The organism is Mycoplana sp. ABR4_002 (assembly GCF_056159645.1).
On the sequence record NZ_JBSWVO010000001.1, the window covers coordinates 3,199,655 to 3,223,483 of the forward strand.

A 23,829-nucleotide genomic window follows, 5' to 3' on the forward strand; every position below is an offset into this window, starting at 1 on the left:
CGACCGACAAGGAACCGTAAAGTGAGCAACCGTCTCGACTACAATCAGATCGCTCCCGCCGGCGTGAAGGCGCTCGGCGGCGTCTATGGCTACGTCATGCAGAGCAGCCTGCCTGCGGTGCTGGTGGAACTGGTCTATCTGCGTGTCTCGCAGATCAACAACTGCGCCTATTGCCTCGACATGCACACGCGCGAACTGCTGAAGAAGGGAGAGAAGATCGAGAAGATCGCCCTGCTGCAGGCCTGGGCGGAGGCCGGGAACCTTTTCGACGAGCGTGAGCGCGCGGCGCTTGCCTGGGCCGAAACGGTGACGCGCGTGGCCGAGACCGGCGTGCCGGACGAGGCCTACACGGCTGTGCGTGCGCTCTTCGATGAGCGCGAACTGGTGGACCTGACGATCGCGATCAGCCTGATGAACAGCTACAACCGGATGGCGATCAGCTTCCGCAACACGCCGCAGGCCGCAGTCGGGGCGTGAGGCGCCGAAACCGGGAGCGGAGGCGGCGTCTGCCGCTGCCTCCGTCCCGGCACTGAAAGCAAACGATGGAACAACCCGCACCGGCCCATTCTCTGCACCCGCCAGGTCCTGACCGCACGACGATGCGCCGGCGTCAGTCGGTCAGGCCCGCCTTGCGCGGGCCGGCCGTAAAGGCTTCGACGTCGGCGGGATCCTGGAACGGCAGCCGGGCGACATGTTCGACGGCGGAGTATTTCGGATTGACCTTCTTGAGATCGTGCCAGACCGCGCGGGCCTCGCCGGCCCGGCCGAGATGGCCAAGGGCAGAGGCCAGAAAGCCCCGTGTCAGATCGGTCGTCGGGTTGAGTGCGATCCGGTCCTGATAGATTGCCACCGCCTTCTCATAGTCGCCGGCGACAAAGTGCGCCGTGCCGAGGAAATGCAGATATTGCTGCGACATGACCGGATCGAGCCGCATCGCCCGCTCGACGTAGGGAACCGCCTGCAGCGGCCGGCCCGTATAGAGATGCACCAGTCCGCGCGCGTTCAGTGCCGGCGCGTAGTTGGGGTTCAGTTCGAGCGCCCGGTCGACCTCGCTGGCCCAGCGCTGATAGTCCTTCATGAACATGGCCGCCAGCGAAGCGGCCAGATGCGCGTACGGGTCGCCGTCGTCGCGGGAGATCGCCTCGCGGGCGAACCGGTCGGCCGCGGCGAGCGAGGCCTCCGGCGCGGAGCTCCAGTGATTCTGGTAGTCGAGCACGTGCAGCATGCTCAGCCCGCCATAAGGTGCGGCATAGTTCGGATCGAGCGCGATCGCCTTGCGGAAGCAGGCGTTCGCCTTCTCGAACGTCTCCCGGTCCTTCTTGATCCCGCGCGTCAGCTCGCGCCCCTTCAGGAACAGGTCGTGGGCATCCATGTCGCGCGTGCCGCCCTCGGGAGGACGCGCCTTTTCCGCTTCGCTGAGGGTCACCTTCAGGGCGCCGACGATCTGCTGGGTGATGTCGTCCTGAACCTCGAAGATGTCCGTGAGCTCGCGGTCGTAGCGCTCGGCCCAGACATGCCCCCCGCTGGTTCCGTCGATCATCTGAGCTGTGACGCGGACCCGGTTGCCGGCCCGGCGGATGCTGCCCTCCAGCGCGAAGCGCACGCCGAGTTCACGGCAGACCTGAGGAATGCTCACCGCCTTGCCCTTGTAGACGAATGCGGAGTTGCGGGCGATGACGAACAGGCCTGACAGCTTGCTGAGGTCGGTGATGATGTCCTCGGTGATGCCGTCGCTGAAATACTCCTGCTCGGCGTCGTGGCTCATATTGTCGAAGGGGAGCACGATGATCGAGGGCCGGTCGGGCAGCGCCGTCGCCTGCGGTGCGCCCCTCGGCGCCCGCTCCGCGCCGTCGCGCAGCCAGCGCCAGACCCGCACCGGCCTGTCGATGTTCTTGACCTGCCGTCGCCCCAGGTCCTCGAAGCGGATGGGCAGGCGATCGCGGATTTCCTCGTGCACGGCACCGGAGACGAAGACGCCGCCGGGGTCTGCGAGCGTCTCCAGCCGGGCGGCGACGTTGACGCCGTCACCATAGATGTCGTCGCCGTCGATGGCGACGTCGCCGAGGTTGACGCCGATGCGGTATTCGAGGCGGCGCTCCTCCGGCACCCCGGCATTGCGCTCGGCGAGAGCCAGTTGCATCTCGGTGGCGGCGCGCACCGCCGCGACCACGCTGGCAAACTCCGCAAGCAGCCCGTCGCCCATCAGCTTGACGATGCGGCCGTGATGTTCGGCGATCTTCGGGCCGATCAGTTCCGTCCGCAGCGCCTTGAGGGTCGCAAGCGTGCCGTCCTCGTCCATCCTAACCAGACGCGAGTAGCTGACGACATCGGCGGCCAAGATGGCGGTGAGGCGACGTTCCAAGGGCGGATCCTCCGCTCCTCAACATAGGGTTCGCCGGGCAATATTCCATGCTCGTATCGAAGGCGCCGCGCCATGCGACGGCCGCCGCGGCGACAACAGCACTACCGTCCGGACGGCCGCTTCCTTCGGTGGATGACGTCGATATCGGTGAACCGGTCACGGCGAGCCGTTCAGGGCGGGTTCACGGCCGCACCAGTACCGTCAGCATCATCAGCGCGATCGCACCGACGGCGATCTTCCAGAAATCGCGGCGCTGCCGCAGCCCCGGCAGACCGATCGGCCGCAGGATCTGCAGCACCATGACGAGCAGCATCAGGACCGGCAGGACTTTCGACATGATGAGCTCCCTTTTTTTGCTTCCTGTCACACCGGCGACATTTTTTCCAGTCGAGGGTCGGCCGCAGGCAAGCGATTCCTGCCTTCGCCGGCGCTGGATCGGGTTTTGGAGAATCATGTGCTTGCGGGCATAGTTCATTCGATTGCAGGTTCAGGGATATTCGATGCGTAACAATCTCCTTTCCGTCTTCGCGCTGTTGCTCGGCACCCTGTTCCTCTTCCTTGGCAACGGCCTGCACGGCCTGCTCCTGCCCGTCCGCGGCGCCCTCGAGGGATACGCCACCACCCTGCTCGGCCTGCTCGGCACGTCCTGGGCGAGCGGCTTCGTGCTCGGCTGCCTGTTTGCGCCGAAGGTGGTCAAGCGTATCGGCCACGTGCGCGCCTTTTCCGGCTTTGCCTCGCTGATCGCGATCATCGCGCTCCTGACCGGCATCCTCGTCGACCCGTTCTGGTGGGTGGCGCTGCGCGCCGTCACCGGGTTCTCCATCGCCGGCACCTCGATGATCATCGAGAGCTGGCTCAACGAACGCGCAACCAACGAGAGCCGCGGCGTAGTGTTCTCGCTGTACATCGCCATTACCCTGTTCGGTGTCGTCGGCGGCCAGATGATGGTGCCGTTCGGCGATGTCGGCACACCGATCCTGTTCATGGTCGCCGGCATTCTCTATTGCCTGGCGATGCTGCCGACGACGCTGTCGACCGCCGCTTCGCCGCAACCGCTGAAGCAGGTCCGGCTCGACATTCCGACACTCTTTCGCACCTCGCCGGTCGCCTGCGTCGGCATCGTCCTGATCGGCATCGCCAACGGCGCCTTCGGCACGCTCGGCGCAGTTTTCGGCGCCGAGGCTGGCCTGACCGCCAGCACGATTGCCATGATGATGAGCGCGACGATTTTCGCCGGCGCGGTCATGCAGCTTCCGGCCGGCCGCCTGTCCGACCGCGTCGACCGGCGCTATGTTCTGGCCGCGCTTTCGGCCGTCGCCGCGGCCTCCGGCCTTATCATGTTCCTGCTGCAGCCGAATTCGGTCGCCCCGCTGATGCTCGTGATTGCGCTGTACGGCGCCGCCGCGAACGCCCTCTATCCGATCGCCGTCAGCCACGCCAACGACTTCGCCAGCCCCGAGGACTTCGTCAAGGTCTCTGGCGGCCTGCTCCTGCTCTACGGCATCGGCACGATCATCGGGCCGACGCTGGGCGGCCCGGTGATGTCGACCGCCGGCCCCTACGCGCTTTTCCTGGTCACCTTCGCGGCACATCTGCTGATCAGTGCCTATGCGATCTTCCGCAGCCGCCGCCGTGCCGCGCTTCCCGCCGAGGAACGCGAGGCCTATACCTATCCGGGCACCCTGGCGACGCCGGAGAGCCTGCGCCTGTCTCCGCGCGCAGCCCAGCATGGCCAGGATGCCATGGTGCCGCAGACGGTGATGGAGGAGGAGAAATGAGCATGTCGGACGACGACCGGCCGGTCAAAAAGACGGTACACGAGATCGGCAGCGACCTGTCGCTGCTGTCGGTGGACGAACTGGCGAACCGCATCGCGCTGTTGCGGGAGGAGATTGACCGTCTGGAGCAGGAAAAGGCGCGGAAGGGCGCCAGCCGCTCGGCCGCCGAGAAACTGTTTCGTTGAGCTTTGGCGAAGTAATCAACAGAGGATCGAAGACACGGTTAACCGGCCATTAAGCTTCACGAGCTATTAATCGCCTGTCCGGATCTTTCCGGACTCAGACATTTTCGCCGCTTGGGGAATGGGTCTGATTTTCTCCCTGTTTTACCTTGAGAGCCGCTTTCCCGCGGCTCTTTTTTTGCGACCTTTGCAAGGTCGGCGGAACCGTGTAAAGAATTGTGGAGATTAACCTTTTCTTAAGGTCGTGCTTGCGCGAAATGGGCTATGGGATCATTCTGCCTGCTACGAAACGACCCGGCGGAACGCTTCTGCCGATCGCGGGTTTCTTGGATTTTGATGCGTTGGACAGGAATGGGCCATGTCTGAGAGAGTATTGAATACGGTCAGCTTTGCCGGTCACGTCGCGACGTCGTCCCAGTTCAAGAATCTGTATGCCGAGGGCATGGGCTTGGTCGAGGAAACGGCGAGCTATCTCGACGGCCCGGGCCGTCAGGCTGCCAAGGTGCTGCCACGCATGGCCTCGGTGCTCTATGCGGCCGAGTCGATGCGCCTGACGACCCGGCTGATGCAGATGGCCTCCTGGCTGCTGCTGCAGCGCGCCGTCAACAACGGCGAGATGACGCGCGACCAGGTGCTGTCGGAAAAGAGCAAGGTGCGGCTGGACGGCTTCAATGTCGATCGCACCGCCCCGGGCTGGACCGACCTGCCGGAGGCCTTCCGCGATCTGATCGAGCGTTCGCTTCGGCTGCAGAACCGCGTCGCCCTGCTCGACCGCGAAATGTACCGCCCGCAGGAAGCCCAAGACTTCGTGCCGGACAACCAGAACAGCGTCCAGGCGCAGATCAGCCTGCTGCACACCGCCTTCGGCAACAACTGACCACAGCGCCAGCGGCGATGCACCGATGAACCCGGCCCGGCGGCCGGGTTTTTTATTGCCCGCCTGGTGCAGACGGGCCAACCGCCAGGAACGCCCCTGCTGAGCGGCCGTCCGGCCAACAAAAAAGCCCGGGGTGACCCGGGCTTTGCAAATCGCCGTCGGCGAAGGCTTAGAGGCCGAGACCTTCGAAACGCTTCTTGAACTTGGAGACGCGGCCGCCGCGGTCCATGAGCTGCTGGTTGCCGCCGGTCCAGGCCGGGTGCGACGTCGGGTCGATTTCGAGGTTCATCACGGCGCCTTCGGTGCCCCAGGTCGAACGGGTCTGGTACTCGGTGCCGTCGGTCATGACGACCTTGATGATGTGGTAGTCGGGATGGATATCAGCCTTCATGACAATCTTCCTGCGTGTTCCGGAGACCATTTGACGCAATCGGTTGCGGCAGCCGGGCCAAAGACGTAAATGAAGCCGCGACCGACCAGGCCAGCGGCTTCCCAATTCGATGGCGAGCCTATACATGAAGGCCGGCGGGATAACAAGAGCCGAAAGACAATTCGTGCCGCGACGTCCGGCAATGAGGTGGTTGTGAGCAAAGAAACGCAAGCGGGCGTCACGCGCCGGGGCGAACGCAGGTCCCTCCGGCCCCTGGGCACCCTCCTTCCCTATCTCGGTCGCTACCGCGGCCTGGTCGGCGGTGCGCTCGTGGCCCTCGTGGTGGCGGCGGTGACGACGCTGGCGCTGCCGATGGCCGTGCGCCGCATGATCGACCACGGCTTCTCCCGGGACGACACCGGCTTCATCAACACCTACTTCATGATGCTGTTCGCGCTGGCGATGCTCCTCGCCCTTGCGAGCGCGCTGCGCTATTTCTTTGTGATCACCCTCGGCGAGCGCATCGTCTCCGACCTTCGCCGCACGGTGTTCGACCATGTGACTCGGCTGTCGCCGTCCTTTTTCGACCAGAACCATTCCGGCGAGATCGTGTCGCGACTGACGGCCGACACGACCCAGATCAAGTCGGCCGTCGGCGCCACCGCTTCGGTGGCGCTACGCAACCTGATCCTGTGCCTGGGCGCGATCGGCATGATGATCTACACCAGCCCGAAACTCTCCAGCCTGGTGCTGGCGGCCATTCCGGTCATCGTTTTCCCGCTGGTAGCCTTTGGCCGCTCCGTCCGCCGGCGCTCGCGCCAGGCCCAGGACACGCTGGCCGCCGCCTCCGCCTATGCCGGCGAGGCGATCGGCGCGGCGCGCACGGTGCAGGCCTTCAACGCCGAGCGGGCCGCTCGCAGCCGGTTCAGCGCTGCGGTCGAGGACGCCTTCGGCGCCGCCCGCTCCGCCATCCTCGCCCGCGCGCTGCTGACCGGGTTCGCCATCGCCATGATATTCGGCAGCGTCGTCGCGGTGCTCTGGTTCGGTGCGCAGGACGTTCTTGCCGGCACCCTATCGGCCGGCACGCTCGGACAGTTCCTCCTCTACTCGGTCTTTGCCGCCGGCAGCCTCGGTTCGCTGTCGGAGGTCTGGGGGGAACTGTCGCAGGCCGCAGGGGCGGCCGAGCGCCTGACCGAACTGCTGGACGAGCAGCCGGCGATCACCGCGCCGCCGAACCCCGTGGCCCTTCCCGTCCCCGGCCGCGGCGCGCTCGAGTTCTCGAACGTCCACTTCTCCTACCCGTCCCGTCCGGGCTATCGCAGCCTCAACGGCCTGAGCTTCTCGATCAGCCCGGGCGAGACCATTGCCGTCGTCGGCCCCTCCGGCGCCGGCAAAAGCACGATCCTGTCGCTGGTGTTGCGCTACTACGACCCGGTCAGCGGCAAGGTGCGGCTGGACGGAGTCGACCTGCGCGCCGCCGATCCCGAGGCGGTGCGCGGCCGCATGGCCATCGTCCCGCAAGACGTGACGATCTTCGCTTCGACCGTCGCCGACAACATCGGCTTCGGGACGCCCGGCGCGACCCGCGAGCAGATTGTCGCCGCGGCGCGCGCAGCCCACGCCGAGGAATTCATCACCCGGCTCGACCACGGCTTCGACACCATGGTTGGCGAGCGCGGGGTGACGCTCTCCGGCGGACAACGCCAGCGCATTGCCATCGCCCGCGCGATCCTGAAGGATGCGCCGCTGCTGCTGCTCGACGAAGCGACCTCCGCGCTCGACGCCGAGAGCGAAAAGCTGGTGCAGAAGGCGCTTGACGGCCTGATGGGCGAACGCACGACGATCGTCATCGCCCATCGCCTCGCGACCGTGCTCAAGGCCGACCGGATCCTGGTCATGGATCACGGCCGGATCGTCGAGGAAGGCACGCACCAGTCACTGGTGCGTCAGGGCGGGCTCTACGCCAAACTTGCGCGCCTGCAGTTCGACGACGGCGCGGAAGATTTCGTAGCGGCAGCGCGCTGACCGACCGGATCCTTCGGTCCGTTCATACGCAGACGCTGCGGCCGGCGATACGGCCGGAAAAAAGACAGCCGCCGAGGAACGTTCCCTCGAGCGCGTTGTAGCCGTGCACGCCGCCGCCGCCGAAGCCCGCCACCTCGCCGGCGGCATAGAGTCCCGGTACCGGCTCGCCCGACGGCCGCACCACCTGCGCCGCCAGGTCGGTCTGCAGCCCGCCGAGCGTCTTGCGGGTCAGCAGGTTCAGCCGCACGGCGATCAGCGGCCCGGCCTTCGGATCGAGGATCCGGTGCGGCCGTGCCGTTCGCATCAGCCGGTCGCCGAGATAGGCCCGCGCGCCGCGGATCGCCGTCACCTGCGCGTCCTTGGAGAACGCATTGTCGATCTCCCGGTCGCGCGCCTCGATCTGGGCACGGATATGGCCCGCCTCGAGTCGGGCCGCACCGGCCAGCGCGCTCATCGCCGCGACCAGTTCCTCCAGCGTGTCGCGGGGCGGGTTCTTGCCGAGCCGGCGCACTCCGGTCTTGCCGCCCCTCCCCCGATTATGGCCGTTGCGGGCGACGGGGACCTGCGGGGCCTTGCCGGATCGGCGTCAAGCGGTTCAAGTGGGGCAGAATCGAAGCCCGCGTCGTTTCGCGTGAACACCGCGGGCATCGCAGTGTCCCACCTTGTCTCGTGTCAGGACTTGGCCCATGCCGGAAATTCCCCTGCCGTTCCTTGTGAGCGGTATCCTGCTCCTTGTCCTTGTTCGCCTGTGTCAGCGCCGGATACGCCAGACCTGGTTTCTTCTGTTCGTGGGCATTTGCGCCGTGCAAAGCGCCCTGGTCGGCTTGCGCTGGAGCGTGGGAGCCGATTGGGTCGGTGGCGTTCAGCCGGTTCTCGCCGCGTGCCTTCCGCCGATCGCCCTGGCGTCGTTTGAAACGTTGCGCGACGGCAGGGTTTCGCCCATGCACGGCCTTTGGCCCATTGCCGTCATGCTCTCGTGGTGGTTGCTGCCCATCGCCGTCGATCCCCTCCTCATCGCGGAGTTCGCGCTATACGGCTTGATGATCCTGCAGTTGCGCTTCTCCGACGACATGCTGACGCATGTCCGAATTGGCGATGCCTGGGCCGTTTCGCACGCACGTGTCGGCGTTGCAGCATTGCTCATGCTGAGCGCGCTGGTGGACGTGATCGTTGCCATCGACCTCGCCAGCGGGGACGGCACGGTTGCCGCGCCGGCGATCGCAGCCATGGGTGTCGTCCTGGTGGGACTGTCCGGCGTCCTCCTGGCGCGGGCCGGAGACACGATTCCGGCCGACACCGGCGAGGCCGCCCCGCAAGGACTGCCCGGTGCTCCGCTCGAAAACGAGGAGGAGCAGGCGATCCTTGAAACGGTGGAAGCCCTGCTGGCGGAGGGGCTCTACCGCGACTACGACCTGACGCTCCGGCGCCTGTCCCGCCGCGCGCGGATTCCGGCCAGGAAGATCTCACAGGCCGTGAACCGCATTCAGGGGCGCAGCGTGACCGATCTCGTCAACGCCTACCGTGTGTGCGAGGCCATGCGGTTGTTGCGCGAGGGCACGCTGCCCGTCACCCAGATCATGCTGGAAGCCGGCTTTCAGACGAAGTCCAACTTCAACCGCGCCTTCAGGGAGATTGCAGGGCGGACTCCAAGCGACTACCGGCGCTCAGGAACCGGATGACCGTTGCCGCAATTTCTGCATGCAACATCGAGCGCGGCGCAGTCTCCCCCGCACAGACGAAAGCTTCATCCCCCAGCGTCTCCTCTGCCCCGGGCTTGCACTCGCTCATGAAGGAGAAATGCGTGGCGCCGACAACCTCCGCATAGCGGGTGGTCGCGGCCGGCAGGAGGCTGCTTTGAGCGCGGCTTTCCCATTCCAGCGGCAAGGCCGGATCCGCCATGCCGGCAACCAGCGCTAGGACGGGAATGGGTAGCCGTTGAAGACTGTCGGGCACAAAACCGCGAATGCCTTCCATGTCCAGCAGGACGGCCGCCGTGATCCGTCCGTCCTGGACCTCGACAAGGGGGGTACGGGCTGTCAATCCGCCGGCGCGGAGTACGGTACAGACCAGCTTGTCCGTGCTGGTGCCACAGGCATCCTCCATGCGGGCCGGATCGAACACGCCGCCGACCAGGGCCAGCGCCGTCCAGCCGCCCAGGGAATGCCCGATCACCGCGATCCGCCCCGGGTCGAGCCGCCCGGCCCAGGCGTCATCAGCCAGCAGCGCATCCAGCACACGCGAGACCTGACGCGGCCGCTCGGCAAGGCGTGTCGCCCATGACGGATCCAGGTCACCAAGGGTGCTGCCGGGATGGTTGAGGCTGACGGCGACATATCCGGCCTGCGCAAGGCGTGCCGCCAACCAGGCCTGGTTGCGCCAAAGGCCGCTATAGCCGTGCGACAGAAGCACGACCGGATGAACTCCTTGCCGAACAGGTGCATGCGCTGCGACCCGCACGCCGACGAACACTGCATTCTCTCCGACGGTCGTCACCGGTTCGGATGTGGCCGCCGGATAAAAGGCCACCGCCTCGATCCCCGGCACCTCAAGCGTGCGGAAGCCGATCGCCGGGGACGGTTCTTCCGCCAACGCCGAAGAGAAACCGAGAAAGATGAAGAAGAGCGCAAGGTGTCGCATGAGGGTCTCCGATTGTTGTTCGGGTCCCCTTCCAACAGAAAGTGCCAGACGGCGAGACCTCAAACGCGATCGAGGTCGTCGCTGGTGCAATCCCGCCAGATGCACAGCCGCGGCATCCCGGCAACGACCATAGGAAGAACGGGCAGCCGGCGCATGACGGCTGCCGCCCCCGGCCCGGTACCCGCATTCCCCTGCCGCAGGCAGCCGGACGGCACTACTTTTCTGTCAGCTTCAGTTCGATGCGGCGGTTGGTTGCGTGGGCCTGCTCGCTGTCGCCGGAGGCGAGCGGCTGGAACTCGCCGAACCCGGCGGCGACAAGGCGGTTGGCCGGAACCCCCATGGAGATCAGGAACTTCACCACGGACGTGGCCCGGGCCGAGGAGAGTTCCCAGTTGTCCGCGTAGCGCCCCGAACCCGACAGCGGCACGTTGTCGGTGTGGCCGTCGACGCGCAGAACCCAGTCGATCTCCAGCGGGATTTCGCGTGCAAGGTCCAGAAGGGCCGCGGCAAGCTTGCCCATTTCCGCCTGGCCGTCGGCGTTCAGCTCGCTGCTGCCGGAGGGAAACAGCACTTCGGACTGGAATACGAAACGGTCGCCGACGATGCGGATGTTCTCGCGATCCGACAGGATCTCGCGCAGGCGTCCGAAGAAGTCGGAACGGTAGCGGTTCAGCTCCTGGACCCGCTGGGCGAGCGCGACGTTGAGCCGCCGGCCGAGATCGGCGATTTTCGCCTGGGAAGCCTGGTCCTTCGCCTCCGACGCCTGCAGTGCGCCCTCGACCGCGGCGATCTGGCTCCTGAGCGCGGCAATCTGCTGGTTGAGCAGTTCGATCTGGCTCAGCGCCCGCGCGCTCACCTGCTTCTCCTCGTCGAGCGTATCGCTGAGCGAGGAGATTTGTGCGCTCGCGGCGTCCGATGCGCCGGCGCCCTTCTCAAGCATCTGCTGCAGGCGCGACCGCTCGCCTTCGGATTCCGCCAGCGACGCCTGCAGGTTGACCAGCGTGTCCTCGAGATCCTGCTTGCCGCTCTTTTCCAGCGCCAGCAATTGGGTCAGTTCGTTGACCTGGCTGGTCAGCCGATCCAGCACCTCGTCCTTGCCGGTGATCTCGCGGCTGAGGAAGAACTGCGCCAGCACGAACACGCTGAGCAGGAACATGATGGCCAGCAGCAGCGTCGACAGTGCATCGACGAATCCGGGCCAGTAGTCGACGGCGCGCTGTGAGCGGCGATTGCGGGCCAGCGCCATGAATCACTCGCCCCCGGCCTTGTCGCGCAGGCGCTCGTTGTCACGGCCCCGATCCGAGGTGCGCTCGCCGTTGAAGTCGCCGGTCCGCGCCGCCAGCCGGTCCAGGGTGCGGCGCAGCGCCTTGGCTTCGTCCTGTTGCGCCTCGATCCAGTCCCGCAGCATCTGCTGCTCGCTGCGCATGTTCTTGACGAGACCCTGGATGCCTTCCGCCAGGCTCGCCAGCGCCGCGGTGGAGCGGCTATGGCCACCCTCCTGCGACAACTTGACGATCTGCTCGGCGAGCGCGCGAACATCCTCGCCCTGTTCCGGGTCGGCCACGGCGACCGGCGTGAGTTCGGACTTGACGTCGGTGACGGACGACAACCAGTTCTCCAACTCCATGTAGAAACGGTTCTGCGCGCGCCCCGCCTGCAAGTCGAGGAAACCGAGGATCAGCGAGCCCGACAGACCGAACAGCGAGGTCGAAAACGCCGTGCCCATGCCCGACAGCGGTGCCGACAGGCCGTCCTTCAGCACGGTCAGCACGTCGCTCGCCGTGCCCGCCCCCGCATCGAGCGACTGGATGACGGTGTTGATCGAGCCGATGGTGCCGAGCAGGCCCCAGAAGGTTCCGAGCAGGCCGAGGAAGACGAGCAGGCCGATCAGGTAGCGCGAGGTGTCGCGCGATTCGTCCAGCCGCGTGGCGATCGAATCGAGGATCGAACGCAGCGCCGTGGTCGAGATCGCGATCGAATGGTGCTTGCCGATCAGCGCCCGCATCGGCGCCAGCAGGACCGGATCGCGCCCGACCTTTTCGGCACTGCCGGCGGCGCGGAACGAGTTGAACCAGCGCACCTCGGGCCGCAGCGACAGCACGTGGCTGAACACCAGGAGGATGCCGATCAGCAGCACGCCGAGAATCAGGCCGTTGAGTCCGGGATTGGCCACGAAGGCCGCATGGGCCTGACGGAACAGGATCGCCGCGACGAAACCGACGATGATCAGGAAGATCACCATCGTCCAGAAGAACGGCATCGGGCTCGAGAGTTTGTGGGGATAGTCCTCCCCGGTCTCAGCCGGCCCTTCCCAACCCGACAGCGCCAGCTTTCTCATGGTCCCCCCGTTTCCTGCTTCGAACACCTCGGGAGCCTAGAGGAAGATTGCGCCGAATTGAAGAGCTTCTACGCGACCTTAGACCGGACAGTGCACAGTCTTGGCGGCCTGGTCAGGCGTCGCCGGCTGGACGCCGGCGATGCCGAATCCCGCAGGGAGGTCGCTGAGTCGGACGGGGCGGGGCCGGCCTATCGCGTCGGCACCGGGCGATGCACGACCTCGGCCAGGGCCTTGTGGATATGCTCGTTGCCGGCCACGATCGTTCCCGTCTCCAGCATGGCGTTGCCGCCGGAGAGATCACCGACGAAGCCACCGGCCTCGCGCACCAGAAGGATGCCGGCCGCGATATCCCAGGCCGCAAGGTCCCGTTCCCAGTAGCCGTCGAAGCGGCCGGCCGCGACATAGGCCAGGTCGATCGAGGCGGCGCCCATGCGGCGGATACCCGCAACCTCGCCCATCACGTGGCGCAACTCGACCAGGAACTTGCCGTGATTGCCGCGGCCGAGATGCGGCACGCCGCAGCCGATCACGCTGTCCGACAGGTCCTTGCGCGCCGCCACGCGCAAACGGCGGTCGTTCAGGAAGGCGCCGCCGCCCTTCTCGGCCGTATAGAGCTCGTCGGTCGCCGGGTTCAGCACGACCGCCGCGACGATCTCGCCGTTGCGCTCGAGCGCGATAGAGGAGGCGAAGCAGGGAATGCCGTGCAGGAAGTTGGTCGTGCCGTCGAGCGGATCGACGATCCAGCGATGGGCGCCGTCGGTTCCCTTGATCTCCTCGCTTTCCTCGCCGAGAAAACCGTAGGTCGGGCGGGCCTTGAGCAGATCCTCGCGGATCAGCTTTTCGGCCTTGCGGTCGGCCTGGGAGACGTAGTCGCCGGGGCCCTTCATCGACACCTGCAGGTTCTGGACCTCGCCGAAATCGCGGGCGAGCGACTTTCCCGCCTTGAAGGCGGCCTGGACCATCACGTTGAGAAGAGCTGAGCGAGCCATGGGGGCTGTCCTTTTGATTTGTCCGGGCGGTCCGTCGCCCGCCCCGTGCCGGCGTCAGTCAGCGCGGCGGAGATAGCTGATTTCGTTGGTGTCGACGAGAATGCGCTCGCCGGCTTCGATGAAGGGCGGCACGAGCACGCGCACGCCGTTTTCCAGGATCGCCGGCTTGTAGGACGACGCCGCCGTCTGCCCCTTCACCACCGGGTCAGCCTCGGCGATCGCCAGCACGACCTGATCGGGCAGCGCCACGCCGATCGGCCTGTCGTCATAGAGCTGCACCGAGACCATCATGCCGTCCTGCAGGAAGGCAGCGCGGTCGCCCACGAACTCCTTCTGCAGCTCGAGCTGGTCGTAGGTGTCGACATCCATGAACACCAGGCCCTCGCCCTGTTCGAACAGGAACTGGAAATCCTTCTTCTCCAGCTCGACCCGCTCGACCGTTTCCGACGAGCGAAAGCGTTCGTTCAACTTGGTGCCGTCGATCAGGTTCTTCAGTTCGACCTGGTTGAAGGCGCCGCCCTTGCCGGGCTTGACGGTGTTGCACTTGATCGCCGCCCAGAGGCCGCCGTTGTGCTCGATGACATTGCCCGGCTTGATTTCGCTGCCGCTGATTTTCATGAGGAGTCCGTCGAGATTTCCGCGGTCCCGCGCGGCCGAAGGCGGCCGGGAACCCAATGTGCGGCCTCAAGACCACAAATCCCCGAAAAGTTCAAGTGTTGCGCTCCGGAACGCAGCCATACCCAGGACGCAGGGCTGCCCCGATCAGCGGCGGCGGAACTTGTTGGCGGCCGCGATCGCGGCCTTCTGCTGGGCGTCGGTCAGGCCGAGATAGAAGTCCTCGAGCCCGGAGTCGTGCAGGCCGGCCCGCCGCGACAGCACGAACCACTTGCCCGCTTCGACCGCATCGGGCCGCGTGCCGAGCGCGTTGATGTAGAGATAGGCCAGCCGGTTCTGCGCTACGACGTTGCCACCATAGGCGGCGCGCTGCAGCCAGTTGAAGCCGGCCTCATAGTCGCGCTCGCCGGCAACACCGTTCACCAGCCAGATGCCGAGGTCGAGCTGGGCGGTGTCGTAGCCGGCCCGAGCCGCCCGCACCAGCCATTCGCGCGCCCGCCCGGTCTTCTCCGGCGGCAGTCCCTCGAGGTTGGTGTAGAGCTGCGACAGCGCATACTGCGCATCGGCGATGCCCTGCTCCGCCGACTTCTCATAATAGGGCATGGCCGCGCGCAGGCCCGGCTCGCCCGGATTGTCGGCGACGAGGATCTGGGCGTGGTTGAACTGTGCGGACGGATTGCCCTTGTCCGCCGCCTTCTTCATGTAGTCCTCGGCCATGTTGCGGTCGCGCGGGACGTTGCGCCCTTCCATCAGCAGCAGCGCATATTTGAACATTCCGGCCGGATCGCCGCCCTCGGCCGCCTGCTTGTACCAGAACACCGCCTCCTTGCGGTCGCGCTTGACCCCGAGGCCGCGGTCGAAAATCTCGGCGACCAGCGTCTGGGCGGCGGCGTCGCCGGCCTGGGCGCGCGGCAGGGCCAGGTCCATCGCCGTCAGATAAAAGCCGCGCTGGTAGGCGCCGAACGCCTCGTCCACCTTGCCGGTGTAGGCCTTCTCCGTCGGCAGGTCCGGAAGCGGAGCGCCCATGCGGTCGAGCACGACCAGCCCCTGCGACGGCGTCTGCAAGCCGCTTCCGTCGGTGGCATCGTCCTCGGACTTCGTCGACAGGCGGCCCGCGGGGTTCTCGCTTCCGGCCGGTTCCAGGAGGCGCGACCCACGCGGGTCGGGGCCCGGGCTGTCGAGCGCCTCGGCGTTGTCGAGGCTTTCGGCGTCCGCCGCCGTTGGCGCGGCCGCGGCCGCAGGATTGTGGTCCGGCGCGACGCCCGGCGGCGGAGCGGGATTGTCGCCGGCGGCGCCATCCACGGCCTGCTGCTGCGAAACGTCCGGCTTCTTCGCCTCCTGGGCGGACGCAACCGTCACACCGCCGCCGAGCGCATAGCACAGCAGAACGGCCATCCGCAGCGGCCTATGGTCGAAAGCCCTAGTCATTGCCCGCCTTTAATCCTCGAACCGTGGCGCTTTTTCGTCAAGAAGCGCATTGACCGAGGCGACCACCTGGGCGGCGTTCGCGGGCTCGGCGAAGACCGCCTGGCAAAGCGCGACGAACTCGGCGCCGGCCTCGGCAACGACGAGTGCCGACTGCGGATCGGTGCCGCCCATGACGACGCAGGGGACCTCCACCATCGCGGCCCACCACTCGGCGAGCGCCACGTTCTTCGGGTGGGCCTCCGGCTTGATGTCGCCGCCGAGCTTGCCGAAGAAGATGTAGTCCGGAGCCAGTTCCCCGGTCTGCAGCGCCGTGTGCCGGTCCTTGGCATTGCCGCCGCCGACGATCAGTTTCGGCGAATGGTTCTCCATCGCCTCGGCGAGGGCGTCCAGGCCGCCGGCGACGTGGATGCCGTCCGCCTTGGCGCGGCCGGCCACGCGCGTGTCGCCCGCGATCAGCGCGGCAGCGCCCGCCTTCTGGATCACCGGCACCAGTGCCTCGGCGTGCTTCTGGAACACCCCGTCGTCCTGCCCGTATTGCGGCACGATCACCGAGGCGACGTCGCCGCCGCGCAGCGCGTCCTCCAGCATCGTCCTGCGCGCGGCAATGTCGTCGCCTTCCGGCACGATCAGCACGAGGCGGCAGCGGTTATCGGTTGCAGTCATCGAAGATCCGTTCATCTGATTTCGCGGCGCGGCGCACGATGCCCCTCGCAATGTCCTACCAAAGCCGATAGACCGGTTGCGCCACAGGATCAATCGCCCGCATGTCCATCGACCCCAGCATCTACCTTGCCGCCATTCCGGCCGTCATTCTGGTCGGACTGACAAAGGGGGGCATGGGCGAGGCGCTGGCGCTCATGGGCGTGCCCATCCTTGCCATGGCGGTTTCGCCGGTGCAAGCGGCGGCGATCCTGCTGCCTCTGTTGATTGTCAGCGACATCGTCTCGTTGTGGATCTGGCGCCAGTACAACGACCGTCGTACCCTGCTCTATCTTCTGCCCGGCGGCATGATCGGCATCGCCCTCGGCTGGGCCACCTCGGCCCATGTTCCACGCGATTCCTTGCGGCTGATCATTGGCGCGATCACGATCTTCTTCGCGCTGCGCTACTTCTATCTCCAGTGGCGGATCCGGCGCGGCATCGTGGTTGGCGCCAAGCGGCATCGGCTTGGTCCGGCCGCCCTCTTCGGCACGATGGCCGGCTATGGCAGCTTCGTCGCCCATGCCGGCGGTGCGCCCTACCAGGTCTATGCACTGCCGCTGAAGCTGCCGCCACGTGAATACACCGGCGCGGCGGTGCGCTACTTCGCCACCCTGAACGCGGTGAAGCTCGTTCCCTATTTCGCGCTCGGCCAGCTCGACACGACCAACCTGACGATCTCCGCCACCTTGATGCCGCTGGCGATGGCGGCGACCGCGGTCGGCGGCTACCTGGTCAAGCGGATGAAGCCGGACGTATTCTACCCGTTCATGTACACGATGGCGCTGCTGGCCGGCCTGAAGCTCACCTATGACGGCCTCGCGTCACTGGTCTAGGCCACCGCTATCAAAACCGCGCCGAATCCGGCATCCCAGCTCATGCGGCGATGCACAAAACGCTTGCCGTGCGTGTTGCGATGCCATAGCTTTTCCGCATGGTGACCACAGACCCCTTTGCTGCGATTGCCGACCCGAACCGCCGCTTCCTGCTGGAGGAACTCAGGCGCGCGCCAAGGACGGTCAACGAGCTTTCCCAGGGATTGCCGATCAGCCGGCCGGCAGTTTCGCAGCACCTGAAGGCGCTGCTGGATTCAAACCTGGTCAGCGTCACGGCAGATGGCAACCGCCGCGTCTATGCGATCAACGCCGCCGGCTTCAATAAGCTGACCTTCTGGCTCGACCAATTCTGGAACTGAACGGCGGCTTCCCGCACCAAAACGAAACGCCCCGGTCACCGTCGAAGCAACCGGGGCGCAGCGGAAGATCGGATGGATGGGGCTATTGGGATTTGCCTGCCTCGTTTGCAACGGCACAGGCTCCCGGCCCTCGCTCAGTTCATCGACGAGCGAAGCCTCTCGATCTCGTCCTTGATGCGCAACTTCCGCCGCTTGATGTCGGCGATGAACTCGTCTTCGGCAGACGGGTGGACCATCGCTTCGTGAAGCTCTTCCTCGAGGGCGAAGTGCTTCTTTTCAAGGGTGGCAAGATGGGCCTCAATCGACATATGAGAGTTCCTTCCCTTATTTTTGCACCAGGCGCCGTGGCGCCGGGTGGTCCAGTTTGAAACAGACGAAGTCTGCCATGCCATTTTTCATTTGTCGAAGGCGAAATCGTGGCGGACTATAACTTCCCGTGCGCTGGCTTTTCGTGATAGGAGCAGCGTTCTAGCTGAGTGCGAGTGGTGGGCATCTTCCACCGCCGTGAAGGGATGGGGAATAAAAGGAATGGCAGACCAGGAACAGGCGGAACTGCGATTGGCGATAGCCCGGCTGCGCCAGGAACACGAGGACTACGACGCCGCCATCAATGCCATGATCCAGGTTGGCTGCGACGCCCTGAGGGTGCAGCGCATGAAGAAAAAGAAGCTCGTGATCAAGGACCGGATCTCCAAGATCGAGGATCAGATCATTCCCGACATCATCGCCTGAAAACGGAAAGCGCAGTGAAGACACCGCAAACGCCCCCCGTCGCCATTGTCATGGGTAGCCAATCCGACTGGGAGACGATGAAGAATGCCGCCGACACGCTGGACGCGCTGGAGGTCGACTACGAGGCCCGGATCGTCTCCGCCCATCGCACTCCGGACCGCCTCTACCAGTTCGCCAAAGGCGCGCGGGGCGAGGGCTTCAAGGTCATCATCGCCGGCGCCGGCGGCGCGGCCCATCTGCCCGGCATGATCGCGGCCATGACCGCACTGCCCGTGTTCGGCGTTCCCGTGCAATCCAAGGCGCTGTCCGGCCAGGACAGCCTGCTCTCGATCGTCCAGATGCCGGCCGGCATCCCGGTCGGGACCCTGGCGATCGGCAGGGCCGGTGCGATCAACGCCGCCCTTCTCGCCGCCGCTGTCCTGGCGCTGTCCGATCCCGAACTGGCGCTGCGCCTCGACGAGTGGCGCGACAACCAGAGTGCCACGGTCGCCGACTATCCGGTGGACGGCCCGCTATGAGCATCAGCACCATCGGCATCATCGGCGGCGGCCAGCTCGGACGCATGCTTGCCATGGCCGCCGCCCGGCTCGGCCTGCGCACCGTCATTCTCGAACCGCAGGCAGACTGTCCAGCAGCCCAGGTCGCCAACGCCCAGATCGTCGCTCCCTATGACGATGCGGCCGCGCTCGACGAGCTTGCGCGAAGCTGCGACGCCGTAACCTACGAGTTCGAGAACGTGCCGGTATCGGCCGCGGCGCGGCTGGCGCAGTCCCTGCCGGTGTACCCGCCGCCGCAGGCGCTCGAGGTCTCCCAGGACCGCCTGCTGGAGAAGCGCTTCATCAATGACTGCGGAATCGCCACCGCGCCGTTCGCGGCGATCGACAGCCAGGCCGACCTCGAGGCCGCGCTCGACGACTTTGGCGGAATCGGCGTACTGAAGACCAGACGGCTGGGCTACGACGGCAAGGGGCAGCGTGCTTTTCGCTCGCCGGCCGAGGCTCGGACAGGCGCCTTCGAGGCGCTCGGCTCCGTCCCCCTCATCCTCGAGGGGCTGGTCGCCTTCGAGCGGGAAATCTCGATCATCGCCGCGCGCGCGCAGGACGGCACGATCGTCTGCTACGATCCGGCCGAGAACATCCACCGCGACGGCATCCTCTTCACCTCGACCGTGCCGGCGGCGATCAGCGAGGCGACCGCCGACCAGGCGCGGCGCGCGGCCCGCGCGATCCTCGACCGGCTGGACTATGTGGGCGTGATCGGCGTCGAGTTTTTCGTCCTCGGCGACGGCCAGCTGATGGCCAACGAAATGGCGCCGCGCGTGCACAATTCCGGCCACTGGACCGAAGCCGCCTGTGTCATATCGCAGTTCGAGCAGCACATCCGTGCGGTCGCCGGGCTACCGCTCGGCGATGGCCGACGGCATTCGGACTGCGTCATGCAGAACCTGATCGGCGACGACGTCGCCGCCGTTCCGGCCTGGCTGACGACGCCCGCAGCACTGGTGCATCTCTACGGAAAGACGGAATCGCGTCCGGGCCGCAAGATGGGTCATGTGACCGAGTTGCGCTGACGCGGCGCCGTGGAAATCGCGGCAAGCCGCGGTCAAAACACCCGCCAACGGTTGACAGGCCCCGGATGAAGGGGTACACGAACGCCAACCTGAGAGCGCGCCCGAAACGGCGCGTTTTTAATTGACAAGTTTTAGGGCGGATTTGTTCCTCCCCAGCATCGCGGATCAGAAAAATGAAGATCAAGAATTCGCTCAAGTCGCTCAAGACCCGCCATCGCGAAAACCGTCTGGTTCGCCGCAAGGGCCGGATCTACATCATCAACAAGCAGAACCCGCGCTTCAAGGCCCGTCAGGGCTGAGCGGCTTCGGATCTTCCGAAGATATCGATTTGCTTTCGGGCGCATGCGGTTTAGCATAACCGCATGCGCTCTTGTATTGTTTGTGCCGCTTTGATTCTGTCCGCTGCGCTCGCCTGTCCGGTGCGGGCGCAGACCCCGGAAGCCGCCGTGGCCAGGCAAGCGCCGGCCGTGGCCACCCCCGCGCAACGCCTCGACACGCTGTTTGCCGACCTCAAGCGTGAGGGCAATCCCGACAAGGCCAAGGCGCTCTCCGACAGCATCCGGGCCGAATGGCGCGATTCGGGCAGCGCCACCGTCAACCTCTTGATGCAGCAGGCCGAAAAGGCCATGTCCGACAACAAGGACGGCGTCGCGCTCGACTATCTCGACGAGATCATCCAGCTCGCACCCGACTATGTCGAGGGCTGGAACCAGCGCGCCACGCTGAACTACAAGCTCGGCTACTATCGAAAGTCGATGTCGGACATCAACCGGGTGCTGGCCATCGAGCCGCGCCATTTCGGCGCCATTGCCGGCATGGCGATGATCCTTACCAGCTACGGCCATGACGAACTGGCGCTGGGGGCCTGGGAGCGCTTCCTCGCCGTCTATCCGACCGAGCGCCGAGCCCAGAAGGCGCTCGGCGATATCGCCGAGAAGCTGGCCGGAAGCCGGATCTGATCTGCTTCCATTGCCGACAGCCGCGTGATCGCGCCTTGCGCTCGGCACCATGAACAAAGGCGGGCCGGAGGCCCGCCTTCACCCGAATTCCTAGCTGCAGCCTTGACGCTCAGACGCCGCTGGCCCCGTCCGAGCCGATATAGGCGATGCGCAGCATGTTGGTCGCGCCGGGCGTTCCGAGCGGCACCCCGGCGGAGATGATGATGCGGTCACCCGGCTTGCCGAGCCCCTCGTTGACGGTGATGCGACAGGCACGGTTGACCATGTCGTCCAGGTCGGTGGCGTCCCCGGTGACGACGCAGTGCAGTCCCCAGACGACCGACAGGCGGCGCGCGGTCTCGATGATCGGCGACAGCGCGATCACGGGCACTTCCGGCCGCTCGCGCGCGGCGCGCAGGCCGGTCGTCCCCGACGAGGTGTAGCAGACGATGGCCGAAAGGTTCAGCGTCTCGGCGATCTGGCGGGCGGCGAGCGAGATTGCGTCCGCGCCGGTTGCCTCCGGCGGGGTGCGCTGCGCGTTAATGATGCCGGAATAATAGCGGTCGCGCTCGACCTGGCTGGCGATCGACGCCATGGTGGCGACGGCCTCGACCGGATACTGGCCGGAGGCCGACTCGGCCGACAGCATGATCGCGTCTGCGCCCTCGAACACGGCGGTCGCCACGTCGGAGACCTCTGCGCGCGTCGGCACCGGCGCGGAGATCATCGATTCCAGCATCTGCGTTGCCACGACCACCGGCTTGCCGGCGCGGCGGCAGGCGCGCGTCAACTGCTTCTGCAGCCCCGGCACCGCCTCGAGCGGCATCTCGACGCCGAGGTCGCCGCGGGCGACCATCAGCGCGTCGGACAGCTCGATGATCTCGTCGATCCGCTCGATCGCCTGTGGCTTTTCGATCTTGGACATCAGGCCGACGCGGCCGCGCGCCAGCTTGCGCACCTCGGCTAGGTCCTCGGGCCGCTGGATGAAGGACAGGGCCACCCAGTCGACGCTGCCGGTCGCCAGCACGGCGTCGAGGTCGGCGCGGTCCTTTTCGGTCAGCGCGCCGACGGGCAGAAGGGTGTCGGGCAGGCTCACGCCCTTGCGGTCGGAGATCCGCGTTCCGGCAACCACCGAGCAGACGATCTTCGTTCCGTCGGCGGATTCCGCGTTCAGGTGCAGCTTACCGTCGTCGATCAGCAACCGATGCCCGGGCTTGACCGCCTGAAGGATCTCCGGATGCGGGAGAAAGACGCGCGTGTTGTCGCCGGGCTCATCGCGGTTGTCGAGCGTGAAGGTCTGGCCCGGCTCGAGATCGGCCCCGCCGTCCTTGAACTTGCCGACGCGCAGCTTCGGGCCCTGCAGGTCCGCGAGAATGCCGATCGGGCGGCCACAGCGGGCTTCGACCGCGCGGATTCGGCTGATCAGCGTGCGCATCACCTCGTGGCTGGCATGGCTCATGTTGATGCGGAAAAGATCAGCCCCCGCCTCATGCAGCTTCTGGATCATCTCTTCCTCGGCGGAAGCCGGTCCGAGCGTGGCGAGGATCTTTACTCTTCTGTTCCGCTTCATCAATTCTGGCTTTCCTGGGGTCCTGGGGTACCTGGAGTATCGGAGAGCTGGACCATCCAGCTTCCCTGGCGGCCGGTGTCGTATTCCTTGAAGCCCATGCGCTGGAAACCGCGGGCGAAGCAGTCCTCGACCCCGGTGATCTTGAACTCGTTCTCGGCGACGCACATGTTGACCTGCCCGGTCCAGCGGCCGCCGCGCGCGGCATCCTCGGCATAGAGATAGTAGTAGCGCGACTTCAGCTCGCCCTCGATCAACGTGGCGCAGGTCGTCGCCGGGATCTGCCACCAGCCTTCGGTGACCCATCCCTCCGTCGCGCGATAGCCGATGGCGACGCCGACGAGGTTCTGGGTCCCGTTGCAGACCCGGAAGTCGGCCCGCGCCGAGTCCGGCACGGCAAGGCAGAAAAAGGCGGCAGCGGCGAACAGTCCCAGTGTGGAAAGGCCGGGCGCCGCGCGCAGGGAATGGGGCTGAAAACGAACTGACACGGCTTCCAGTGGAACTCCGTTGATTTGGTCACGCGCTTTCTTGCGACGGCGCAGAGGGAATGTCAACGCAGGTCTAATCGATTACATGCCAATCCCGGCGAGCATAACGACCGCAGCCGTCGAGGCTGTCAATCTTGCGATCGCCGCTGCGGCATGCGATCAAACCGCCATCGACCGACGCACCCGACGAGACCACATGCAGACCGAGCCGCAGGACGAATGCCCGTATGAAGTCATCTCCGGCGACAGCGCCCTCGGCCTGGTGCTTCTCGCCGACCACGCCACCAATCGACTGCCCGCGCGCTACGGCCGGTTGGGCCTGCCGGAAAGCGCCTTCGCCCGCCACATCGCCTACGACATCGGCGTCGAGGGGCTGACGCGCGAGCTTGCCGCCCGCCTCGGCGTGCCGGCGGTGATGAGCCGGTTCTCGCGCCTTCTGATCGATCCCAACCGCGGCGAGGACGACCCGACGCTGATCATGCGGATTTCCGACGGCGCCATCATCCCCGGCAATCACCCGATCTCGAGCGAGGAGTGGCGCCATCGGCTCGAGACCTATCATCGCCCCTACCACGGCGCGGTGTCGCGGGTGGTCACCGACGTGGCGGCGACAACGGGCAAGGCGCCGCTGGTGATCTCGCTGCACTCGTTCACGCCCGCCTGGAAGGGCGTGCCGCGGCCCTGGCACATTACCGTGCTCTGGGACAGCGATCACCGCGCCGCCAACCCGTTGCTGCAAGCCCTCGGCGCGATACCCGGTGTCGTCACCGCCAGCAACGAGCCCTATGACGGGGCGCTCCGCGGCGACACCATGTTCCGTCACTGCATGACCGCCGGCATCCCGCATACATTGGTCGAAGTGCGCCAGGACGAGATCGGCGACGCGGCGGGAATTGCCCTTTGGGCGGGGCGGCTGGCGCCGATCCTGGCGGACTTGAACATGGACGCACGCCTGCACACCTATCAGACATTCCCCTCCCGTACCGGGCCCTACTGACGCACGGCGCCGCACAGGACGCGGGACCATCCAGACACGCCG

27 protein-coding genes and 1 pseudogene are annotated in these 23,829 nt (G+C 66.1%); 14 read left to right on the top strand and 14 right to left on the bottom strand.

Going from position 1 to position 23,829, the window contains the following annotated elements; genetic code table 11:
• Positions 1–21 precede the first annotated feature (21 nt).
• A complete protein-coding gene (locus ACXAGF_RS15300; RefSeq protein ID WP_475018246.1) occupies positions 22–477 on the top strand; it encodes a carboxymuconolactone decarboxylase family protein in 456 nt (151 codons plus the stop codon).
• 133 nt (positions 478–610) lie between these two features.
• Here the strand turns inward: ACXAGF_RS15300 and ACXAGF_RS15305 are convergent, their stop codons facing one another.
• Both ACXAGF_RS15305 and ACXAGF_RS15310 read right to left on the bottom strand, forming a co-directional pair.
• Positions 611–2,362, bottom strand: a complete 1,752-nt coding sequence (locus ACXAGF_RS15305; RefSeq protein WP_475018247.1) for an adenylate/guanylate cyclase domain-containing protein — start codon at positions 2,360–2,362, stop codon at positions 611–613.
• 181 nt (positions 2,363–2,543) lie between these two features.
• Entirely contained in the window at positions 2,544–2,699 is a 156-nt protein-coding gene (locus ACXAGF_RS15310) for a hypothetical protein (RefSeq protein ID WP_475018248.1), read from the bottom strand.
• A 163-nt stretch (positions 2,700–2,862) separates the two neighbouring features.
• Between ACXAGF_RS15310 and ACXAGF_RS15315 the strand changes: the two genes are divergently transcribed.
• The 3 genes from ACXAGF_RS15315 to rcdA all read left to right on the top strand — a co-directional run bounded on the left by ACXAGF_RS15315 (position 2,863) and on the right by rcdA (position 5,199).
• The gene (locus ACXAGF_RS15315) at positions 2,863–4,140 is read left to right on the top strand and encodes an MFS transporter (protein WP_475018249.1); all 1,278 of its coding nucleotides are present in this window, start codon (positions 2,863–2,865) and stop codon (positions 4,138–4,140) included.
• Positions 4,137–4,325 (top strand): DUF1192 domain-containing protein, encoded by a 189-nt coding sequence (locus ACXAGF_RS15320; protein ID WP_475018250.1) that lies wholly within the window; start codon positions 4,137–4,139, stop codon positions 4,323–4,325. Before ACXAGF_RS15315 ends, ACXAGF_RS15320 begins: the two co-directional genes overlap by 4 nt.
• A gap of 355 nt (positions 4,326–4,680) precedes the next feature.
• The gene (rcdA, locus tag ACXAGF_RS15325) at positions 4,681–5,199 is read left to right on the top strand and encodes a protease adaptor protein RcdA (protein ID WP_475018251.1); all 519 of its coding nucleotides are present in this window, start codon (positions 4,681–4,683) and stop codon (positions 5,197–5,199) included.
• Between the two features lie 169 nt (positions 5,200–5,368).
• On the opposite strand, the gene rpmE is transcribed toward rcdA, so the two are convergent.
• On the bottom strand, positions 5,369–5,590 hold the full coding sequence (gene rpmE / locus ACXAGF_RS15330; RefSeq protein ID WP_475018252.1) for a 50S ribosomal protein L31: 222 nt from the start codon (positions 5,588–5,590) through the stop codon (positions 5,369–5,371).
• A 192-nt stretch (positions 5,591–5,782) separates the two neighbouring features.
• On the opposite strand from rpmE, the gene ACXAGF_RS15335 reads away from it, so the two are divergent.
• The gene (locus tag ACXAGF_RS15335; RefSeq protein WP_475018253.1) at positions 5,783–7,594 is read left to right on the top strand and encodes an ABC transporter transmembrane domain-containing protein; all 1,812 of its coding nucleotides are present in this window, start codon (positions 5,783–5,785) and stop codon (positions 7,592–7,594) included.
• A gap of 22 nt (positions 7,595–7,616) precedes the next feature.
• On the opposite strand, the pseudogene ACXAGF_RS15340 reads toward ACXAGF_RS15335, so the two are convergent.
• A pseudogene (locus tag ACXAGF_RS15340) lies at positions 7,617–8,105 on the bottom strand (FAD-binding protein); the annotation flags it as partial.
• 175 nt (positions 8,106–8,280) lie between these two features.
• On the opposite strand from ACXAGF_RS15340, the gene ACXAGF_RS15345 reads away from it, so the two are divergent.
• Complete coding sequence (locus ACXAGF_RS15345) at positions 8,281–9,273, top strand: helix-turn-helix domain-containing protein (RefSeq protein WP_475018254.1); 993 nt, start codon at positions 8,281–8,283, stop codon at positions 9,271–9,273.
• On the opposite strand, the gene ACXAGF_RS15350 is transcribed toward ACXAGF_RS15345, so the two are convergent.
• The 7 genes from ACXAGF_RS15350 to ACXAGF_RS15380 all read right to left on the bottom strand — a co-directional run bounded on the left by ACXAGF_RS15350 (position 9,218) and on the right by ACXAGF_RS15380 (position 16,264).
• Positions 9,218–10,231 carry an alpha/beta hydrolase family protein gene (locus ACXAGF_RS15350; RefSeq protein WP_475018255.1) on the bottom strand — a complete coding sequence of 338 codons (1,014 nt, stop codon included), beginning with the start codon at positions 10,229–10,231 and terminating at the stop codon, positions 9,218–9,220. The two genes, ACXAGF_RS15345 and ACXAGF_RS15350, sit on opposite strands and share 56 nt — an antisense overlap.
• A 214-nt stretch (positions 10,232–10,445) precedes the next feature.
• A complete protein-coding gene (locus ACXAGF_RS15355) occupies positions 10,446–11,477 on the bottom strand; it encodes a peptidoglycan -binding protein (RefSeq protein ID WP_475018256.1) in 1,032 nt (343 codons plus the stop codon).
• A 3-nt stretch (positions 11,478–11,480) separates the two neighbouring features.
• Entirely contained in the window at positions 11,481–12,569 is a 1,089-nt protein-coding gene (locus tag ACXAGF_RS15360) for a flagellar motor protein MotA (protein WP_475018257.1), read from the bottom strand.
• Between the two features lie 188 nt (positions 12,570–12,757).
• Positions 12,758–13,558 carry an inositol monophosphatase family protein gene (locus tag ACXAGF_RS15365; RefSeq protein WP_475018258.1) on the bottom strand — a complete coding sequence of 267 codons (801 nt, stop codon included), beginning with the start codon at positions 13,556–13,558 and terminating at the stop codon, positions 12,758–12,760.
• A 54-nt stretch (positions 13,559–13,612) separates the two neighbouring features.
• Positions 13,613–14,176, bottom strand: coding sequence for an elongation factor P (gene efp / locus ACXAGF_RS15370; protein WP_475018259.1), 564 nt, complete (start codon positions 14,174–14,176; stop codon positions 13,613–13,615).
• A 144-nt stretch (positions 14,177–14,320) separates the two neighbouring features.
• The gene (locus ACXAGF_RS15375) at positions 14,321–15,601 is read right to left on the bottom strand and encodes a tetratricopeptide repeat protein (protein ID WP_475018260.1); all 1,281 of its coding nucleotides are present in this window, start codon (positions 15,599–15,601) and stop codon (positions 14,321–14,323) included.
• A gap of 9 nt (positions 15,602–15,610) precedes the next feature.
• Positions 15,611–16,264 carry a thiamine phosphate synthase gene (locus tag ACXAGF_RS15380; protein ID WP_475018261.1) on the bottom strand — a complete coding sequence of 218 codons (654 nt, stop codon included), beginning with the start codon at positions 16,262–16,264 and terminating at the stop codon, positions 15,611–15,613.
• Positions 16,265–16,365: 101 nt separating this feature from the next.
• On the opposite strand from ACXAGF_RS15380, the gene ACXAGF_RS15385 reads away from it, so the two are divergent.
• Both ACXAGF_RS15385 and ACXAGF_RS15390 read left to right on the top strand, forming a co-directional pair.
• Positions 16,366–17,136 carry a sulfite exporter TauE/SafE family protein gene (locus ACXAGF_RS15385; RefSeq protein ID WP_475018262.1) on the top strand — a complete coding sequence of 257 codons (771 nt, stop codon included), beginning with the start codon at positions 16,366–16,368 and terminating at the stop codon, positions 17,134–17,136.
• 98 nt (positions 17,137–17,234) lie between these two features.
• The gene (locus ACXAGF_RS15390) at positions 17,235–17,495 is read left to right on the top strand and encodes an ArsR/SmtB family transcription factor (RefSeq protein ID WP_475018263.1); all 261 of its coding nucleotides are present in this window, start codon (positions 17,235–17,237) and stop codon (positions 17,493–17,495) included.
• 134 nt (positions 17,496–17,629) lie between these two features.
• On the opposite strand, the gene ACXAGF_RS15395 is transcribed toward ACXAGF_RS15390, so the two are convergent.
• On the bottom strand, positions 17,630–17,803 hold the full coding sequence (locus tag ACXAGF_RS15395) for a YdcH family protein (protein WP_475018264.1): 174 nt from the start codon (positions 17,801–17,803) through the stop codon (positions 17,630–17,632).
• 220 nt (positions 17,804–18,023) lie between these two features.
• On the opposite strand from ACXAGF_RS15395, the gene ACXAGF_RS15400 reads away from it, so the two are divergent.
• From ACXAGF_RS15400 to ACXAGF_RS15420, 5 genes are all read left to right on the top strand, one after another.
• A complete protein-coding gene (locus ACXAGF_RS15400) occupies positions 18,024–18,227 on the top strand; it encodes a YdcH family protein (protein ID WP_108003658.1) in 204 nt (67 codons plus the stop codon).
• A gap of 50 nt (positions 18,228–18,277) precedes the next feature.
• Positions 18,278–18,745, top strand: coding sequence for a 5-(carboxyamino)imidazole ribonucleotide mutase (purE, locus tag ACXAGF_RS15405; RefSeq protein ID WP_475019309.1), 468 nt, complete (start codon positions 18,278–18,280; stop codon positions 18,743–18,745).
• The gene (locus ACXAGF_RS15410) at positions 18,742–19,797 is read left to right on the top strand and encodes a 5-(carboxyamino)imidazole ribonucleotide synthase (RefSeq protein WP_475018265.1); all 1,056 of its coding nucleotides are present in this window, start codon (positions 18,742–18,744) and stop codon (positions 19,795–19,797) included. The genes purE and ACXAGF_RS15410 overlap by 4 nt, the downstream gene beginning before the upstream one ends.
• 173 nt (positions 19,798–19,970) lie before the next feature.
• The gene (gene ykgO, locus ACXAGF_RS15415) at positions 19,971–20,096 is read left to right on the top strand and encodes a type B 50S ribosomal protein L36 (RefSeq protein WP_025424787.1); all 126 of its coding nucleotides are present in this window, start codon (positions 19,971–19,973) and stop codon (positions 20,094–20,096) included.
• 63 nt (positions 20,097–20,159) lie between these two features.
• Positions 20,160–20,756, top strand: coding sequence for a hypothetical protein (locus ACXAGF_RS15420; RefSeq protein WP_475018266.1), 597 nt, complete (start codon positions 20,160–20,162; stop codon positions 20,754–20,756).
• Positions 20,757–20,865: 109 nt separating this feature from the next.
• On the opposite strand, the gene pyk is transcribed toward ACXAGF_RS15420, so the two are convergent.
• Complete coding sequence (gene pyk / locus ACXAGF_RS15425; RefSeq protein WP_475018267.1) at positions 20,866–22,305, bottom strand: pyruvate kinase; 1,440 nt, start codon at positions 22,303–22,305, stop codon at positions 20,866–20,868.
• Positions 22,305–22,736 carry a DUF1036 domain-containing protein gene (locus ACXAGF_RS15430; RefSeq protein ID WP_475019310.1) on the bottom strand — a complete coding sequence of 144 codons (432 nt, stop codon included), beginning with the start codon at positions 22,734–22,736 and terminating at the stop codon, positions 22,305–22,307. The genes pyk and ACXAGF_RS15430 overlap by 1 nt, the downstream gene beginning before the upstream one ends.
• A gap of 250 nt (positions 22,737–22,986) precedes the next feature.
• Between ACXAGF_RS15430 and ACXAGF_RS15435 the strand changes: the two genes are divergently transcribed.
• Entirely contained in the window at positions 22,987–23,787 is an 801-nt protein-coding gene (locus ACXAGF_RS15435; protein ID WP_475018268.1) for an N-formylglutamate amidohydrolase, read from the top strand.
• The last annotated feature ends 42 nt before the right edge of the window (positions 23,788–23,829 follow it).

Coding starts and splice junctions, on each gene's coding strand:
- ACXAGF_RS15380 (WP_475018261.1), bottom strand. CDS start 16,264: ATGACTGCAACCGATAACCGCTGCCGCCTCGTGCTGATCGTGCCGGAA.
- ACXAGF_RS15410 (WP_475018265.1), top strand. CDS start 18,742: ATGAGCATCAGCACCATCGGCATCATCGGCGGCGGCCAGCTCGGACGC.
- ACXAGF_RS15360 (WP_475018257.1), bottom strand. CDS start 12,569: ATGAGAAAGCTGGCGCTGTCGGGTTGGGAAGGGCCGGCTGAGACCGGG.
- ACXAGF_RS15435 (WP_475018268.1), top strand. CDS start 22,987: ATGCAGACCGAGCCGCAGGACGAATGCCCGTATGAAGTCATCTCCGGC.
- ACXAGF_RS15365 (WP_475018258.1), bottom strand. CDS start 13,558: ATGGCTCGCTCAGCTCTTCTCAACGTGATGGTCCAGGCCGCCTTCAAG.
- pyk (WP_475018267.1), bottom strand. CDS start 22,305: ATGAAGCGGAACAGAAGAGTAAAGATCCTCGCCACGCTCGGACCGGCT.
- ACXAGF_RS15390 (WP_475018263.1), top strand. CDS start 17,235: ATGGTGACCACAGACCCCTTTGCTGCGATTGCCGACCCGAACCGCCGC.
- ACXAGF_RS15345 (WP_475018254.1), top strand. CDS start 8,281: ATGCCGGAAATTCCCCTGCCGTTCCTTGTGAGCGGTATCCTGCTCCTT.
- ACXAGF_RS15310 (WP_475018248.1), bottom strand. CDS start 2,699: ATGTCGAAAGTCCTGCCGGTCCTGATGCTGCTCGTCATGGTGCTGCAG.
- ykgO (WP_025424787.1), top strand. CDS start 19,971: ATGAAGATCAAGAATTCGCTCAAGTCGCTCAAGACCCGCCATCGCGAA.
- ACXAGF_RS15385 (WP_475018262.1), top strand. CDS start 16,366: ATGTCCATCGACCCCAGCATCTACCTTGCCGCCATTCCGGCCGTCATT.
- ACXAGF_RS15395 (WP_475018264.1), bottom strand. CDS start 17,803: ATGTCGATTGAGGCCCATCTTGCCACCCTTGAAAAGAAGCACTTCGCC.
- rpmE (WP_475018252.1), bottom strand. CDS start 5,590: ATGAAGGCTGATATCCATCCCGACTACCACATCATCAAGGTCGTCATG.
- ACXAGF_RS15355 (WP_475018256.1), bottom strand. CDS start 11,477: ATGGCGCTGGCCCGCAATCGCCGCTCACAGCGCGCCGTCGACTACTGG.
- ACXAGF_RS15375 (WP_475018260.1), bottom strand. CDS start 15,601: ATGACTAGGGCTTTCGACCATAGGCCGCTGCGGATGGCCGTTCTGCTG.
- ACXAGF_RS15400 (WP_108003658.1), top strand. CDS start 18,024: ATGGCAGACCAGGAACAGGCGGAACTGCGATTGGCGATAGCCCGGCTG.
- ACXAGF_RS15315 (WP_475018249.1), top strand. CDS start 2,863: ATGCGTAACAATCTCCTTTCCGTCTTCGCGCTGTTGCTCGGCACCCTG.
- purE (WP_475019309.1), top strand. CDS start 18,278: ATGGGTAGCCAATCCGACTGGGAGACGATGAAGAATGCCGCCGACACG.
- ACXAGF_RS15420 (WP_475018266.1), top strand. CDS start 20,160: ATGCGCTCTTGTATTGTTTGTGCCGCTTTGATTCTGTCCGCTGCGCTC.
- ACXAGF_RS15350 (WP_475018255.1), bottom strand. CDS start 10,231: ATGCGACACCTTGCGCTCTTCTTCATCTTTCTCGGTTTCTCTTCGGCG.
- ACXAGF_RS15320 (WP_475018250.1), top strand. CDS start 4,137: ATGAGCATGTCGGACGACGACCGGCCGGTCAAAAAGACGGTACACGAG.
- rcdA (WP_475018251.1), top strand. CDS start 4,681: ATGTCTGAGAGAGTATTGAATACGGTCAGCTTTGCCGGTCACGTCGCG.
- efp (WP_475018259.1), bottom strand. CDS start 14,176: ATGAAAATCAGCGGCAGCGAAATCAAGCCGGGCAATGTCATCGAGCAC.